This is a genomic window from Achromobacter sp. NPDC008082, from assembly GCF_042957345.1.
Lineage (GTDB): Bacteria > Pseudomonadota > Gammaproteobacteria > Burkholderiales > Burkholderiaceae_B > Achromobacter > Achromobacter kerstersii_A.
The window spans coordinates 380,121-395,005 of record NZ_JBIBIB010000003.1; the positions used below are offsets into that span (position 1 = coordinate 380,121).

At 56.3% G+C, this 14,885-nt stretch carries 15 protein-coding genes; 8 read left to right on the forward strand and 7 right to left on the reverse strand.

Annotated elements, in window-relative coordinates; translation table 11 throughout:
• Positions 1-46 precede the first annotated feature (46 nt).
• Positions 47-832, reverse strand: coding sequence for a DUF899 domain-containing protein (locus ACFZAI_RS13965; RefSeq protein WP_391567417.1), 786 nt, complete (start codon positions 830-832; stop codon positions 47-49).
• Positions 833-1,567: 735 nt separating this feature from the next.
• Between ACFZAI_RS13965 and ACFZAI_RS13970 the strand changes: the two genes are divergently transcribed.
• Positions 1,568-2,176 (forward strand): hypothetical protein, encoded by a 609-nt coding sequence (locus tag ACFZAI_RS13970; RefSeq protein ID WP_391567418.1) that lies wholly within the window; start codon positions 1,568-1,570, stop codon positions 2,174-2,176.
• A gap of 21 nt (positions 2,177-2,197) precedes the next feature.
• Here ACFZAI_RS13970 and ACFZAI_RS13975 read toward each other — a convergent pair whose 3' ends face one another.
• The 6 genes from ACFZAI_RS13975 to ACFZAI_RS14000 form a co-directional block, all read right to left on the reverse strand.
• The gene (locus tag ACFZAI_RS13975; RefSeq protein ID WP_391567419.1) at positions 2,198-2,965 is read right to left on the reverse strand and encodes an aldolase/citrate lyase family protein; all 768 of its coding nucleotides are present in this window, start codon (positions 2,963-2,965) and stop codon (positions 2,198-2,200) included.
• 10 nt (positions 2,966-2,975) lie between these two features.
• Entirely contained in the window at positions 2,976-3,758 is a 783-nt protein-coding gene (gene hpaH, locus ACFZAI_RS13980) for a 2-oxo-hept-4-ene-1,7-dioate hydratase (protein ID WP_391567420.1), read from the reverse strand.
• Between the two features lie 13 nt (positions 3,759-3,771).
• Positions 3,772-4,671 (reverse strand): fumarylacetoacetate hydrolase family protein, encoded by a 900-nt coding sequence (locus tag ACFZAI_RS13985; RefSeq protein WP_391567421.1) that lies wholly within the window; start codon positions 4,669-4,671, stop codon positions 3,772-3,774.
• Positions 4,668-5,600, reverse strand: coding sequence for an amidohydrolase family protein (locus tag ACFZAI_RS13990; RefSeq protein ID WP_391567422.1), 933 nt, complete (start codon positions 5,598-5,600; stop codon positions 4,668-4,670). The genes ACFZAI_RS13985 and ACFZAI_RS13990 overlap by 4 nt, the downstream gene beginning before the upstream one ends.
• Before the next feature lie 12 nt (positions 5,601-5,612).
• Entirely contained in the window at positions 5,613-5,993 is a 381-nt protein-coding gene (locus ACFZAI_RS13995) for a RidA family protein (RefSeq protein ID WP_391567423.1), read from the reverse strand.
• A gap of 122 nt (positions 5,994-6,115) precedes the next feature.
• Complete coding sequence (locus tag ACFZAI_RS14000; RefSeq protein ID WP_391567424.1) at positions 6,116-7,084, reverse strand: Bug family tripartite tricarboxylate transporter substrate binding protein; 969 nt, start codon at positions 7,082-7,084, stop codon at positions 6,116-6,118.
• A gap of 245 nt (positions 7,085-7,329) precedes the next feature.
• On the opposite strand from ACFZAI_RS14000, the gene ACFZAI_RS14005 reads away from it, so the two are divergent.
• From ACFZAI_RS14005 to ACFZAI_RS14035, 7 genes are all read left to right on the forward strand, one after another.
• On the forward strand, positions 7,330-7,962 hold the full coding sequence (locus ACFZAI_RS14005; protein WP_313462423.1) for a flavin reductase family protein: 633 nt from the start codon (positions 7,330-7,332) through the stop codon (positions 7,960-7,962).
• Positions 7,959-8,756 carry an IclR family transcriptional regulator gene (locus ACFZAI_RS14010; RefSeq protein WP_391567425.1) on the forward strand — a complete coding sequence of 266 codons (798 nt, stop codon included), beginning with the start codon at positions 7,959-7,961 and terminating at the stop codon, positions 8,754-8,756. The genes ACFZAI_RS14005 and ACFZAI_RS14010 overlap by 4 nt, the downstream gene beginning before the upstream one ends.
• Positions 8,757-9,523: 767 nt before the next feature.
• Positions 9,524-10,432 (forward strand): restriction endonuclease, encoded by a 909-nt coding sequence (locus ACFZAI_RS14015; protein ID WP_391567426.1) that lies wholly within the window; start codon positions 9,524-9,526, stop codon positions 10,430-10,432.
• A 186-nt stretch (positions 10,433-10,618) separates the two neighbouring features.
• Positions 10,619-11,785 carry a hypothetical protein gene (locus ACFZAI_RS14020; RefSeq protein WP_391567427.1) on the forward strand — a complete coding sequence of 389 codons (1,167 nt, stop codon included), beginning with the start codon at positions 10,619-10,621 and terminating at the stop codon, positions 11,783-11,785.
• Positions 11,786-11,848: 63 nt separating this feature from the next.
• Entirely contained in the window at positions 11,849-12,775 is a 927-nt protein-coding gene (locus ACFZAI_RS14025; protein ID WP_391567428.1) for a 5'-nucleotidase, read from the forward strand.
• A gap of 121 nt (positions 12,776-12,896) precedes the next feature.
• A complete protein-coding gene (locus ACFZAI_RS14030; protein ID WP_391567429.1) occupies positions 12,897-13,781 on the forward strand; it encodes an ion channel in 885 nt (294 codons plus the stop codon).
• The gene (locus tag ACFZAI_RS14035; protein WP_391567856.1) at positions 13,781-14,581 is read left to right on the forward strand and encodes a nucleotidyltransferase domain-containing protein; all 801 of its coding nucleotides are present in this window, start codon (positions 13,781-13,783) and stop codon (positions 14,579-14,581) included. Before ACFZAI_RS14030 ends, ACFZAI_RS14035 begins: the two co-directional genes overlap by 1 nt.
• The last annotated feature ends 304 nt before the right edge of the window (positions 14,582-14,885 follow it).

The window sequence follows — 14,885 nt, forward strand, 5'->3', positions numbered from 1 at the left end:
CGCCCTAGATTCACGTTGAACGCCCTTCCCGAGTGATGCGGCATGCCTACGTCGACGGCTTAGCGCCTTCGCAATGCTCCCTGAATGCCTTCTCCCCGGCGTCAGACACCTCAACCCATTTCTGATCCGGCGGCGCGTCCGCGACATAGCTGTCGTGCCAGTTCCACCACTTGTACGTCGGCGTTTGCGGGTAGCCTTCGGGGGAATCCTCCCAGACTTCCTGCCTGCCCAGCGGCGTAATGTCCAGGTAGTTCCACGTGCCGCCCATCTGCTCGTCGCCACGATTATTCAGAAAGTACGTGCGGAAGATGCGGTCGCCATCGCGAAAGAACACGTTGGTTCCGTGCCATTCATCCACGCCAAAGTCCGCATCGAAGCTGTCGGTGAGCGTGAACCACGGCATCGTCCAGCCCATGCTGGCTTTCAAGCGGGCGATGTCGGCCTGCGGGGCGCGCGAGACAAACACCAGCGTGGTGTCGCGCGCGTTCAAGTGAGCCAGATGCGCGACCTGATCGGCCACCATCGAACAGCCTCGGCACGCGTGCTCGGGCCAGCCGTAGACGCCGGGTTCGAAGAAGGCGCGATAGACAATAAGTTGGCGGCGGTTGTCGAAAAGCTCGCGGAGCGTTTGCTTGCCGTTGGGGCCGTCGAACGTGTAGTCCTTGTCGACGGGCGTCCAAGGCATGCGGCGGCGCTCGGCGGCCAGGGCGTCGCGGGCGCGGGTTTGGGCTTTTTCTTTCAGCAAGAGCTGCTGGCGGGCGGCTTCCCATTCGTCGGCCGTGACAACCGGCGGCGTGTGCATGCGGCCGGTGGGTGGGGTGGGGGTGGTCATGGTGTGATGCCTCCGGTGGTGATTCCTTCTCGGCGGGGATGAACGGCGGGTCGCATGGCAGCCCGCCGTAAAGGTGCTGAGGGATAGTGTTGCGCCGGAGGCCGGGAACCGGGAGTAACAAATGTGGCGCTATTTCAATGGCACGGCGTCCGTGGCAACGCCACCGAAGTTTCACGGAACGGAGCGCTACGCAACGCGTCTGCGCGGTGCCGGCGGCTAGTTCTGCTGCGCGTCAAACTCGCTTCGATTCATCAAGTCAAAGTACAGCGTGTTTGGCGAGCAGTTCGTCAGCAGATGCGCGAGCGGATAGCGATAAAGCTTGGGCGTCTGCGTGTGAAGACATGGTGCTTGACGACGCCTCTTGCCGAGGCGCGAATATGTGCTTCAGCCGATTGATAAGGGAAGCAGATTGCGGTCCGGGGGCCGCTGCGGGTTCAGCCGTGGCAGGCAAATCCGCCACAGCCGCCCGGACGATTTCCGTGAAGCGTTTGACGCGTGCCAAACCCGTATCGAAGTGACTGCTGATCGCGTATAGCGCGGTCTTGCTCTCGGGTTCGTCGCTGTCGAATCCGTCGGCGACCAAAGACGCGCACAGTTGCGGATCACCTGACATCAACGGTTGGCCATGGGTTAGTATTCAACCCCATTCAACGGGTCGTTATGCCCTTTAGGGTTAAGCCGTAATCTCCGGCCAGATCAATCCCTTATTTCGATATCCACTCCAAGGACGAAGAATTGCATTGCCAACAATGTGGGGCTGAGCACGATGGCAATCAGCGGCTGTGTCTTGAATGCCAGCGCGTGTTGCGGGGTACGTCGACGCCCAGCCTATTCAACGCCGGTGAAAGTGGATTTGGTATCGTCAAAGGCGGTCTGGCGCCGCTAGATCAGCCGCTCGGAGCCAAAGGCAGGCTGTATGCGGGTGGGATCGAGAGGACACACGTTTACGCCGCCACCTTCCGCGGAAGGCCAGCCAGGATTTCAGAGTTTCGCGAGTATGGTGTTGCGATAACGGTGTTCTCGGTATTTGGTTTCGTGTTCGCCCCTTCGGCTTGGTGGCTCGCTTTGCTGTTACCTAGCCTTTTTTCGATCAACGTGGGCACGGGCTTGAGAAGCAAACGCGTCCATCGCGTCGCGTCAGTGTTGACCGTGGAAGCGAATAAGTCTGGTCATGTGTTTCTCACCCGAATTGGCGGCGAATGTCCGATTTGCTGTGGCTCGCTAGCCCTAAGAGAAATAAAAGACGGCAAACTGACGAAAGCGATTATCGAATGCAAAGAGAATTCTCTTCATCGTTGGGATTATGACCCGGCGGTGTTGGAGGAGTTATCGGGGTCTGTGTGAGTTTGATCTGTCTATGCAGCATCAAACCCCCGCGAACCGCGCCGCCAACTGATCGCAGTACCGAACCAGGATCGCCGCGTCCACGCCCACCGCGGTAAACAAACTGCCCGCCTCGATATACCGACGCGCCAGCGTCTCATCCGTCGTCAATACCCCCGGCGCCTTGCCCGCTGCGCGCACTCGCCGGATAGCGCGTTCCACCTCTGCCACCACTTTCGGGTGCTGCGGCTCGCCCGGGTATCCCAGGCTGGCGGCCAGATCCGCGGGGCCAATGAACACCCCATCCACGCCATCCACGGCAATCATGGCGTCCAGGTTCTCAAGCGCCTCGCCCGTCTCGGCCTGCACCAGCAAACACAGTTCATCTTCGCACCGGCGCATGTAGTCTGGCACGCGCCCATACCGCGTTGCGCGCATCGTGCCGCTAACGCCCCGCACGCCACGCGGCGCATAGCGCATGCCGGCCACCGCGCTTTGTGCCTCATCTGCGTTCTGCACATACGGCAGCAGCAACGTCTGCGCGCCGATATCCAGATACTGCTTGATCTGCACCTTGTCATTCCACGACGGGCGCACCACCGGATGGCTGCTGTACGCGGCGGCCGCTTGCAACTGCGCCATGACGGTCGGCAGCACCACGGGCGTGTGCTCGGTATCCAGCAGCAGCCAATCAAAGCCGCTGGCCGCCACCAGTTCGGTGCTGTTCGCTGCCCCAAGCGTGACCCAGAGCCCGGTCTGATGGCGCTGTTCACGCAGCGCACGCTTAAAGGTATTGATGGGGAGTTCCATGCGCGCCGCCTTATGAAAAATGCACCGAGATGCTGCCCAGCTTGCCGTAGTCCGCATGCAGCGTATCGCCGCGCGTCACCGCGACGGTGCGGGTGAAAGACCCGGCCAGCACGATGTGTCCGGCTTCCAGCCCGGCGTGGTGCTGCGCAAGCTTGTTCGCCAGCCACGCAATGCCCAGCGCGGGATGCCCTAGCACCGCTGCCGACACGCCCGATTCCTCGATCACGCCATTTTTAAGAAGCAGAGCGCCGACCCAGCGCAAGTCGATATCCATCGGCCGTACCGGCCGGCCGCCCAGCACGATGCCGGCGCACGCCGCGTTATCGGCAATGTTGTCCACGATGCGGCGCGGATACTTGCTGCGGCCGTCGATCAGTTCCAGCGCGGGCACCACGTAATCCGTGGCGTCCAGCACATCGAACAGGCTCACATCCGGGCCGCGCAACGGCTTGCCCAGCACGAAAGCCAGCTCGACTTCCACGCGCGGCACGATCAGCTTGTCGGTGGGAATGGTCTGTCCGTCTTGATAGAACATCGTGTCCAGCAAATGGCCGTAGTCCGGCTCATCGATGCCCACGGTGCTTTGCATGGCCTTGGACGTCAGGCCAATCTTGTGGCCGCGCAGCTTTGCGCCGTCGGCAATTTTTTGGTCGATATTGCGTTGCTGGATGGCGTACGCATCCGCAATCTCAATGCCGGGAAACGCCTGGTCCAACTGCGTGGTGGGCACGCCGCTGCGTTCGGCCTCCAGCAGCAGGCTGGCCGCGCGGGCGCGGTCTTCGTCGTTAAGCATGGGGGGCTCCTGATCAGTGCGCGGCGACTTCGTCGGCCACGGGGTTGGACAACACGCCGATGCCGGCCACTTCCACCTCGACCACGTCGCCCGGTTTCAAGAAGCGCGGCGGCGTAAAGCGCACGCCTGCGCCGATGGGGGTGCCGGTAGAGATGACGTCGCCGGGCTTCAGCGTTGTCCAGATGGAGATGTAGCGGATCAGTTCCGCGAACGGAAACATCAGGTTGTCGGTAGCGTCTTGCTGGCGTAGTTCGCCGTTCACGCGCGTGGTCACCGTTAACGGCGCGGCGGGGTCGAATTCGTCGGCCGTTACCATCCATGGCCCCATCGAACCGCTGGCGTCGAAGTTCTTGCCCTGCGTCACGTTGAACTTGCCGTGCTTGATCCAGTCGCGCACGGTGCCTTCGTTCAGGCAGGTCAGGCCCGCGACGTGGCTCCAGGCGTCGTCCGCCGAGATACGGCGGCCGGCCTTGCCGATGATGATGGCGATCTCGCCTTCGTAATCCAGCTGCTCGGATTCCGGTGGGCGCAGCAAGGGCTCGCCATGGCCCACGAACGAACCAGGAAAGCGCGGGAACACGCTGGGGTAGGCGGGCGGCGCGCTGCCGTCCTGGTATTCCTCGTTGCGCTTGCCGTAGTTCACGCCCACGCAGATGATTTTTTCTGGCGAGGGGATGGGCGGCAACAGCCGTACCTCGTTCAGCTTGTGCGTGGGGGCAAGCGTGTCCGCCAGTTTGGCCAGCGCGGGCAGGGCGCGGGCTTCCAGCGCGTCGCGCAGGCTGGCAAAGGCTTGGCCGTGGCCTTGACCCTGACCATGGTCGTGGCGGTGGCCGTCCAGCGCCACGATCTGGTCCTGTCCGCGCAGTGCGCCAAAGTGCGTGCGGCCTTGATGCGTATAGCTAAGCAGTTTCATTCGTCGAATCCAAACAAGCGAGCAGGGTTGTCCACCAGGATTTTCTTAAGCGTCGCGGCGTCGCCCGCATAGCGCGCCAGCTGATCCACCAACTGGCCCTCGTCAGGCGTGGGCTTGACCGACACCGGATGCGGCCAATCGCTGCCCCACACCACGCGGTCGGGGTTGGCGGCGATCAGCGCTTGCGCAAGCGGCGTCACGTCGTCCCAGGGCGGGCCGCTGCGCGAGATCTTCTCGGTCAGCGACAACATCACCCAGAAATTGCCGCGAGCGAGCAACGACTCCAACAACTGCCGAGTCGGATCTGCCGCGCCCGCAGTGGGAGCAGCACGCCCCATGTGATCCAGCAGCACCGGAATCTCCAGCCGTTCAAACTGCGCCGCCTGCGCCATCATGCCGTCGGGCTCCGGCTGAAACTTGGCGTACCAACCCAGCTCTCGAACGCGGGCGATGGCGCGGTCAAACACGGCGGGCGCCATGCTGATGCCCAAGCCCTGCCGCGTGAACCGCGCCCCGCGCACGCCTGCATCGTGCAGCTTCTGAATATAGGCATCGTCACGCTCGGCCAGCACCACCGCATTCGCGCAACCGCGGTACGACGGGCCAGCGGCGGCCAGACCGTCCAGCACCACCTGGTGGTCGGCGCCATAGGTCGTGGCCTGCACAATCACGCCGCGCTCAATGCCCAGCAGGCGGTGCAGGCCCAGCGCGGTCTCGATGGTGGCGCTGGGCATCTCGTAGGCCGCGCCGGGACGCACCGGGTAACGGTCGGCGGAACCGAACACGTGAAACTGGCTGTCGCAGGCGTTAGGCGGCAGGCGGGTGGCGGGCGCGGAGGGGCGGGGATTGAAGGGCTGGTATTGCGAGGGTTGGTAGTGAGGTGATTGATGCTGGGGGGCTTGAGTCTGCCGCGGTTGGCTCTGCTTCATCGTTTGTCTCCCTTACTCGATCACGGCCACAAAATCGCATTCGATCAGCTTGTCGCCATCCAGATCGGCCTGCATCGTGTGCCGCGCCGGGCGGTTATCCGCATCCGGAAACGCTTGCAGCCACACGGCGTTGAGCGCCGCGCGCTGGCTCCGGTCGCGCATCCACACCGTCATCTTGGCGATGTGATCCAGCGTGCCGCCGCCCGCTTCCACAATGCGGCGCACGTGGTCGAACATCAGTTCGCACTGGCGCTCCAACGTCGCGCCATAGGCGCCGGTGGCGGGGTCGGTGCCTTGGATGCTGCCCGAATACAGCATGGGCCCAATCCGGCACGCGGCCGGAATGGGATTCTTGTGGCTGAAGCCTTCGGCATAGATGCTGCGTCTGCTCATGGCGGGTTCCGTGTGAAGAATAGGGGGGTAGGGCGGCATCGCTGTCATGGCCAGGCAGGGCCGCGATGCGTTCGGTTGGCGGCGCGTAGCCGCTGGTGGGGTGGGTCAGGCAGTCGTCGGCCTTAGTTCGCCGTGATGCCCGCACGCTTGATGATCGGCGTCCAACGCGCATCTTCCGCCGCCAGATAGCGCGTGAATTCCTCGGGCGTACTGCCGCGCGCCTCGGCGCCCAGCTCATCAAAACGCTGAATGATCGTCGGCTGCGCCAGAATCTGGGTCAGCGCCTGGCTCAAGCGCTTTTGCACATCCGGCGGCGTACCCTTCGGCGCAAGCAGCCCGGTAAACGTGGCCGCCTCCATGCCCTGCACACCCGCTTCCGCAAACGTCGGCACGTCCGGCATCGACGGCACGCGCTTGGCCGTCGTTACCGCCAACGCGCGCAAGCGCCCATCCTTCACATACGGCAGCGCCACCGAAATCTGATCAAAGTTGAAATCCACTTGGCCACCCAGCAAATCGGTCGTGGCTGGCGCGTTGCCCTTGTACTGCGCCGTCGTCCAACGCGCGCCCGTCAACGACTGCAACAGCTCGCTGACCAAGTGATTCGTCGTCCCCGCACCGGGCGACGCCATGTTCAGCTTGCCCGGCTCCTTCTTCGCCAACGCCAGCAAGTCAGCCAGCGTCTGCGCCGGCAAGCCCGGCTTCACCTGCAACACCAGCGGCGTGTACGACACCGAACTGATCGGCGCAAAGTCCCGATCCCATTTGTACGCCTCGCGCTTGAAAATCAGCGGCGAGAACAGCAGCGGCCCGTTTGCCGCCATGAACAAGGTGTAGCCATCGGGCTCGGACCGCGCCACCTGCTCACCGGCAATCATGCCGCCCGCACCCGGCTTGTTCTCGACAATAAACGGCTGCCCAAACGCCGCCTGCAAACCCGGCGCAATCAGCCGCGCCGCCACATCCACATTGCCACCCGGCGGGTAGGGCACCACGATCTTCACGGGTTTCTCGGGCCACGCGGCGTGCGCCATGGAAGTCAGAACGGTCAGCGCCACCGTGGCGCAGGCGCGAAGCGCATTGCGATGCATGGTTTGTCTCCTGGTCGTGTCACGTTTTGTTTGTTGTGTTTGACGACACTCTAGGAATTTCCCGGCTGCGGAACAACGCGAATTTCTATAAAAGTTCCAGATGTTGGACTCTTTTGGCAGGTTGCTTTGCGGGTGGCTTTTGGGGTGACTGCATTTCGCCGCAGAATTAGCCTGGGCGCTTATTGCGCGCGCGGTTTTATTCATTGTTGAATGTTCAATATCCGGACTACGGAGCCACACCCACCATGCACTTTCCCGCCAGCGACCTGAACCCCGAACAAACCTACCGCCTGATGAGCGGCATCGTCGTGCCACGGCCCATCGCCTGGATCAGCAGCGTCAACGCCCACGGCGGCGTCAACCTGGCGCCGTTCAGTTGCTACACCTTCGTCTCAAACAAACCGCCCATGATCGGCGTGAACATCGGCCGCAAAGCCGGCAAACGCAAAGACACCGCCGAAAACATCCTGGCCAACCGCCACTTCGTCGTCAACGTCGGCGACGAAACCCTGCTTGATCCCCTGCACGACAGCGCCCAAGAACACCCGCCCGAAATCAGCGAAGTCGACGTGCTGGGTTTAAGCGTGCTTCCCGGCGCGGTTATCGACACCCCAAGACTTGCCGCCGCACCCATCAGCCTGGAATGCCGCTTTCATAGCGTCACCCCGTTTGGCGACACCGGCGCCGAGTTCTTCGTGGGCGAAGTGGTGATGTTCCATATACGCGATGGCCTGCTGCAAGACGGCAAGATCGACACGGCATTACTACGCCCCATCTGCCGCATCGGCGGGCCCAACTACGCATCGCTAGGCCCCATCGTCACCAAGCGCGGTATTCAGCAAACGCCAAAATCCATTATCAAACCGGAGGCCGCGTGAGCGAATCAGAAGATAAAAGCGCATCCGGCGCGCAGACGGTACGCAGGGCTTTGGCGCTGCTGCGCCTGATTGCCTGCGGACAAGAGCGCGGCGTGCGGCTGGTGGATCTGGAACGCATGTCCGGCTTGAATCGGCCAACCGTGCATCGCTTGCTGAAGACGCTGGTGCAAGAGGGCGCGGTTGAACAGGATTCAGAAACTCGGAGGTATTTGATCGGGCAAGAAATCAGTTTGCTGGGGCTGGCGCGGACAAGGCGCTTTCCGCTGCTAACGCTGGCGGACCCGTATATGAGCGAGCTGGCCGATCAGGTGGGGGATACGGTGTTTTTGAGTATTCGACATGGGCACGATTCGATTTGTATTGGGCGGCGGACGGGCAGGCATCCGATACAGGTGCTGTCGATTGAGGTGGGGGTTAGACGGCCGCTGGGAGTGGGAGTGTCGGGGGTGGCGTTGTTGGCGAGTTTGGGGAGGGAGGAGAGTGAGGAGTTGGTGAGGGGGAATGCGGCCAGGTTAGAGGTGATGGGGGAGCGGGTGGAGGATGTGATTGCGCGGGTTGATGTGGCGAGACGGGAGGGGATTGCGTATGCGGCAATGGGGTTAATGCCGGGGACTAGTGCGGTGGCGGTGCCGGTGTTGACGGAGGGAGAGGTGGCGCTGGGGGCGATTACGGTGACGGCGATGGCGGAGAGGTTGGGGGTGGAGAGATTGGGGATGGTGGTGGAGAGGATGAAGGCGGCGGCGGGGGGGATTGCGGGGAGGTGGGGGCGGGTGGAGGGGCGCGGCGGACAGTGAGCGGCCCTCCGAGTCAGGAACTGTCAGAAATTCTGTGTTCTCGGTCGTTCCCTTGCTGACTGTAGGTTTTGAGCTCTTCAAGAGCGGCGTTAGTATCGCGCGCTAAGGCATTCAGGGAGGCGATCTACAACCCCACGCAAATCGAACCGTCGGAGCAAAGGCAGCCGAGTCAGTCGGCCACGGTGTCGAACCCAGTAATGCCGATCAAGGCGATTCAATTCGGCGCTGAATCGTCCGTAGGGAGCGCACGATGTTGCGACGGCCATGCATGCGCATGGCCGTCCTTTAGCAACGCCAGTCAGCGTACTCCGGGTAGTGAAGCTCGTGGTGTGTTGGCGTGCAATTCGGCCCGTCGCGATGGCGACGTACACGCAGGTGTCGACTATTTCGAACGCGGCTTCTGAGTTAAAGCCGAACCTGCTGCGGATTTCGCTGACTTGCCTGCGGACCCGCTGAGCGCTTTCGAGGCCGCAGAAGCGGCACCACTTGATGTCACTTTCGTCGTGCCTCTCTGGGACAGGGCCGAACCGGCGGCTGACTTCGCGGCTGAAGATGCTCCTGGGCTGCGCAACACTTTCGATGCCGCAGTGGCCGCTGACTTACTGGTTACTTCTGACTTGGCCATTTATTAGCTCCTTATTGAAGAAGTACACACTTGACGGTTCGTCGCATCTATTTAGCGCTGCTTGTGACACAATGCAACTACTTTCGAATTGAAGCGTCCTTCATCCTTAGGTCATCGAACTACCACGTACACCTAAACGACCATGCTTAAAACACCTAGAGTCTCGCCGGCCTGGGCATTAGCTTTTGTTGGCTTTCTCGTCCTTGCTGAATGGCTGGGCGCAGGAATCGCCGTTTTTCTAGTGCTCTTGATGGTCATCGCCTATTGCATTCTGAATGAGTGGTTTTGGTGCCGACACGAGGCTGCAGAACAGGAACGTCAACTGGCACGCGAAGAGCGCTTGCACGGAGTAATCCTCAAGCACAAACGTGTGTTGCAAAGAAAACGCCGCCAAGGAAGATTCCAAGATGAATACGGAATTTGGAACGAAGAGAAATGGCACCGTGACTTACGGCACTTTGTGACTAAGGTGCTTCCCTACGAAATGGACCCTGACGACCTTGATCAGCTCGGCGACGCCGCATCGTTTGTAGTTGCGTATTTGGATGAGCTCGAGGATGGCGCTGATATCAGTGACGAAGTTGATCTGCGTGGCAAAGGTTCTCCGCAGTCACAGGGGCACGCATTCGAACATAGTTGCGCCCAGATTCTGCGTGATCAGGGTTGGCGAGCGAGAGTCACAACTGCGTCTGGAGATCAGGGTGTGGACATCGAAGCAGAACGCGAGGGCTACCGGGTTGTCGTTCAGTGCAAGTTCTACAGCTCGACGGTCGGTAACGGTGCGGTACAGGAAATCGCTGCGGGCAGATTGCACTATCAGGCAGATCTTGGGATCGTTGTTAGTAGGACTTCCTTTACGCCTGCGGCGCGACAACTCGCTCAAACTACCGGCGTCGTTCTCGTGGACTACGACGACCTGCACGATATCAATATGTTGATACCTGCGCTCGCGCACGAGAACTCGGATTTGGATGAGGAAGTTCATTCGTCAGACATAGAAGATCAGCCTAGAAAAAAGATTCGCATCGAGCCTCGGCTGTCAACTGACTAAAGCGATATTAGGTTGAATGTAAACCAGAAAACCAGATAGTTAAAATGGTTGGTACTGAAAATCGGGGTATATTTTTGGAATCGGGCGTATGTAATCATGCGGTGACGTCGTGTACTTAGCCCTTGTGTCGGACACGGTCGCGCACGTGAAACTTTCATTCTGGTCGTATTAATAGGTGTAGCTAAAATGCCTACGATTGCCAACTCTTCACTTCCTATACCAAAGTCATGGGCTGAGTTTGAGGATATCTGTAGAGATTCATTTGGTGAGCGCTGGGCCAATCCGAATCTGGTGAAGCACGGGCGTGCGGGCCAAGCGCAGCAAGGCGTGGATATATACGGATGGGACAGCCGCCAGGAATTGGTTGCCATCCAATGTAAAAACACTACTGGAACTATTACTCCAGCGCTCATCAAGGCCGAAACTGCAAATGCAGAAAATTTTACTCCATCGATTAAAAATCTGTACATAGCGACTACCTGCAGCCCCGATTCTCATATTCAAAAGGAGGTCAGAGCTATATCGCGTGCAAGACTGAAACAAGGAAAATTTGGCGTAGAGATTGTTTTTTGGGATGAGGTCGTACAAGATCTGAGCAAGAATGTAAGTCTTGCCATAAAGCATTATCCCCAGTTCTTCGGCAGGAGCTGCCTTGAATCTCATCAAAAATTGTACGTTCCACCTCAGGTGAGTTTACTCGACCAAAACGGAAACCCGACCCAACGCCTTTGCTTGCCATTCAAACGCGTCCGAATAAATAATTCTAAATCTCTTCCCGATTTCACTGAGCGTCGTGGTTGGTTGATGAGGAAGTTTGATGGGGCTCCGAATCTCAATTACTGGCGAGAGTTGGCAGCGTATGAGTCGGTTAGATTAAATAGCGCGTGGCTAAGACTTGAAATTTTAAATGCGTCAAATAAATATTTGACTGAATGTGTGGTTCATATAACGGTAAGCTCGCCTCAAGGGCGACCTTTACCAGCTAACGTCGGCATGCCTAACGAGCCACTACGTTACGGTAAGAATGAAAAATGGCATCATACTTGGGCGGAATTTCTCTCAGAACAAATGAACCCTGCGAAATGCTCGCTGACGAGGGAGTTGCCGGTTCGCAGCTTACGTTCCGGTGAAAGGTCGGGCTTGAGTTACGGCGTACTTCTATATTTCGGCGATCATGAATACTTGAGAATTAAATACAAAGTTCTCGCAAAAGAATTGAGCGAACCAGCAGAAGGAGTGCTTATTGCAATTATGGATAGCGCTTCTGATGGTTGGGATTTTGAGCGATTAAAATCTCATGCGTCCCAAGATGCTCTTGCGCGAACTCCTCGTGCAGTGATCAAAACTCTCTGACTAACGTTATAGTCGCCTAGAAGATATACGTGATTTGATTCACATAAGCATAGGGAAACTTTAATGCCATATGATTTTAGTCAATATTTGGTGATTGGAATTTCCTCCAGGGCTCTGTTTAATTTGAACGCTGAACATGATATTTTTGTGGATCAGGGTTTGGAGGCGTACGCGAAATTTCAGTTGAGTCATGAGGATGAGCCTCTAGCTCCGGGGTCTGGCTTTCCGTTGGTGAGATCTATTCTGAATCTGAATAACTTGGTTCCGGGGAAAAGAAAAACTGAAGTTGTGGTTATGTCGAGGAATAGCGCGGAGACAAGTTTAAGAATTTTCAATTCAATTGATCATCATCAACTTGATATAACCCGTGCAGCGCTTACCGGCGGCGGGGCAATGTCCCCGTATCTTAATGCGTACGGCGTTGACCTATTTTTGTCGGCAGATGAGGTGGACGTGCAAGCAGCGATAGATGCTGGGATCGCAGCGGCCCGCATCTATAGTGTGCCCGAAGGGCATGAAGCAGTGCCCGATCAAATTCGCATTGCATTCGACGGCGACTCAGTGCTTTTCTCTGATGAGTCTGAAAGGATTTATCAGCAGCATGGACTGGACACATTTCTCAAGCATGAACGAGAAAATGCGCGAAAGCCAATGGCGGAGGGTCCATTCGCCAAGCTTTTGAAAACGCTGTCATATTTGCAGTTTGATGTCGAGTTACCTCGGCCTCCTATTAGAACAGCCTTAATAACGGCTCGAAATGGGCCTGCCCACGAGCGGGTGATTCGAACGCTTCGCGCTTGGAATGTGAGGGTGGATGAGGCTCATTTTCTGGGAGGAGCACCCAAAGCCCCTGTACTGCAGGCTTTCAAGCCTCATATCTTCTTTGATGACCAGCACCTTCATCTCGAGGAAGCGGCAAAGTCTATGCCTGTTGCGCATGTGCCGTATCGCAAATTAAAGGTTGGAAATATGGATAATGAGAATCTGTGATCTCGATGGATGTCAGTTGTGCAGGCCAGTAGCGAGCAAGCAGTCGGACTGCAATCTGGTATTGGGCGTTTGATGAAATTGCAGTCTGACATCGTTATTTTCTTGTGTGGTTAATTTAACCGTGAATAAAAAAATGCGTGCTTTTTTTGTTTCGTCTCTTTTTGATCGATCAAAATTCTTTCGGCGCGTCAAGATAAAAAGGGGCAACGGAGGGGCTTATTTTGAATGTAATATAAATTTCGGAGAAGGTGTTGTTCACGTTAAGAGCGCGGTGTTCAGGGGCTGCCTCTTTGATAAAAATGAGATTTCTAACATGACATTTACAGACTGCACCTTTATCGAGTGTAGATTTGTGGCTGTGAAAATGTCAAATTTAGAATTTCATCGTACAAAAATAATTAATTGCCTGTTTATGAAGCCTGTCTTCACTAATGTATATTTAGATCCAAGGAGTTTTTCCTTTGATTTTAATGAGTGGAAGTCTGGGGCTGCAAATATAAACACTTCGTTGTTTCAGCGATTGGAGTCAAATTTAAAATCCATGCACCAAGATGAGTTTGCTCGAACTGCCTATATTCAGTTCCGGCGATACGCGCGTTGGCAAAAAGTGCACCGATTGGATGGTTTGAAATTTCGTGAGATCATAAAGAGGCGAACTGCATTTTTGGTGGATTGTCTTTACGATCGGTCCATGCTTTACGGTTATGGGATATTTAATGTATTTATCACTACCGTATTAGCTATGGGTGCAGGAATCTTGGTGTTGAATTGTTGGTGGAGTTATTTTTCAATAACCTCTAATTTAAACGGAAATTTTCCTTATTTTGAAGATCCGGATATTATTCAAAAGATATACTATTTAGTCGTGACGGTTACAACGGTTGGTTACGGCGATCTATCCCCAAAACATGCCTCTGGGATGATTTTTGTTATTTTTGTTCTTCTTTTTAGCGTCGTTTGGACTGCGACGTTGACTGCCATAATTGTGAAAAGAATCGTGAAGTGATGACCTATTCTTTATACTTAATTGGTTCCAGAGCGCGCGGCGATAGTCACGAACTTTCGGATGTGGATTATGTCTGCATTCACGAGGGCAGAAAGCCGACGTTGCATCTTCCATATTCTGGGAATGTTTCGTATTACACGCCTGGTCGCATGATGTGGATGGTTAAGAATAGTAAATTATTTGTGAAACATGTTTTGGAAGATGGGATTGCGATTAATGAAAATTCCAAGCATAGAGCGATAATTTCATCGTTCAGAATTGATGCTTCCATTTTGACACGCGATCTGCTTTGTTTTAAATCAATGCTAAGTTGCTTGGGTTGGATTCCTCCGGGCGATGCTGGAAGAATGTGGGCGTGCGATTATATATATGCTGTGAGCAGAAATATATTATATATTTCAAATGCGCTGAATGGATTTTATGACTTTGGCTACGAGCGAGCGCTGAAGTTCTTTTTTAGGAATAGTGATTACTGCTACCTATCTGATTTTCTGCTCATTAGGGATGGGAAGTATAGGTACAGGTCCAACGGTAGTGGGGTTCCCGAGCATTGTGTGGCTTCGATGGCCAGAGTGTGCCAATCATTGATAGGAGATCCTATCTCCATCGCGATTGGCGGAAAATCGTCTCTAATCGTTGAGCAGCGGGTTTCCTATGAGACACTTCGACTGGTCGAGCGAGCGGTGATTAATAGAGAGGTTGAAGACGACGGCTTTGTAGCTAGGTTAAAGAGTCATGGTGAGTATTTTTTTTTGCTAAGGACGGCAGCGAAAAAAATTCTCTTAAAACTGAATAGATGAAGGTGCATCAGGCCTCCTATTGAGTGGGTAAAAATTTTTGCAAGTTTTTTTCCGATTGGGGCCTAGTCAACTACTTCGATTGTGAATTTCGGAAATCATTTCCGAACTTGGGCTCTTCGGGGACCCTTCGGCTACTCCAGCTATCGCGAAAACTGTGGAGATGATTCGGTTGAAAAGCCTTCATGAAATTCAGCGCAGATGCGCGTACGCGCTCGCACCCATCGGAACGAGCCGAATCTCGTGAGATTCTTGTCCACCTATCTCAGCATGAAAATCCGTCCCTGCGCGAGTACGGAAGAGAAGG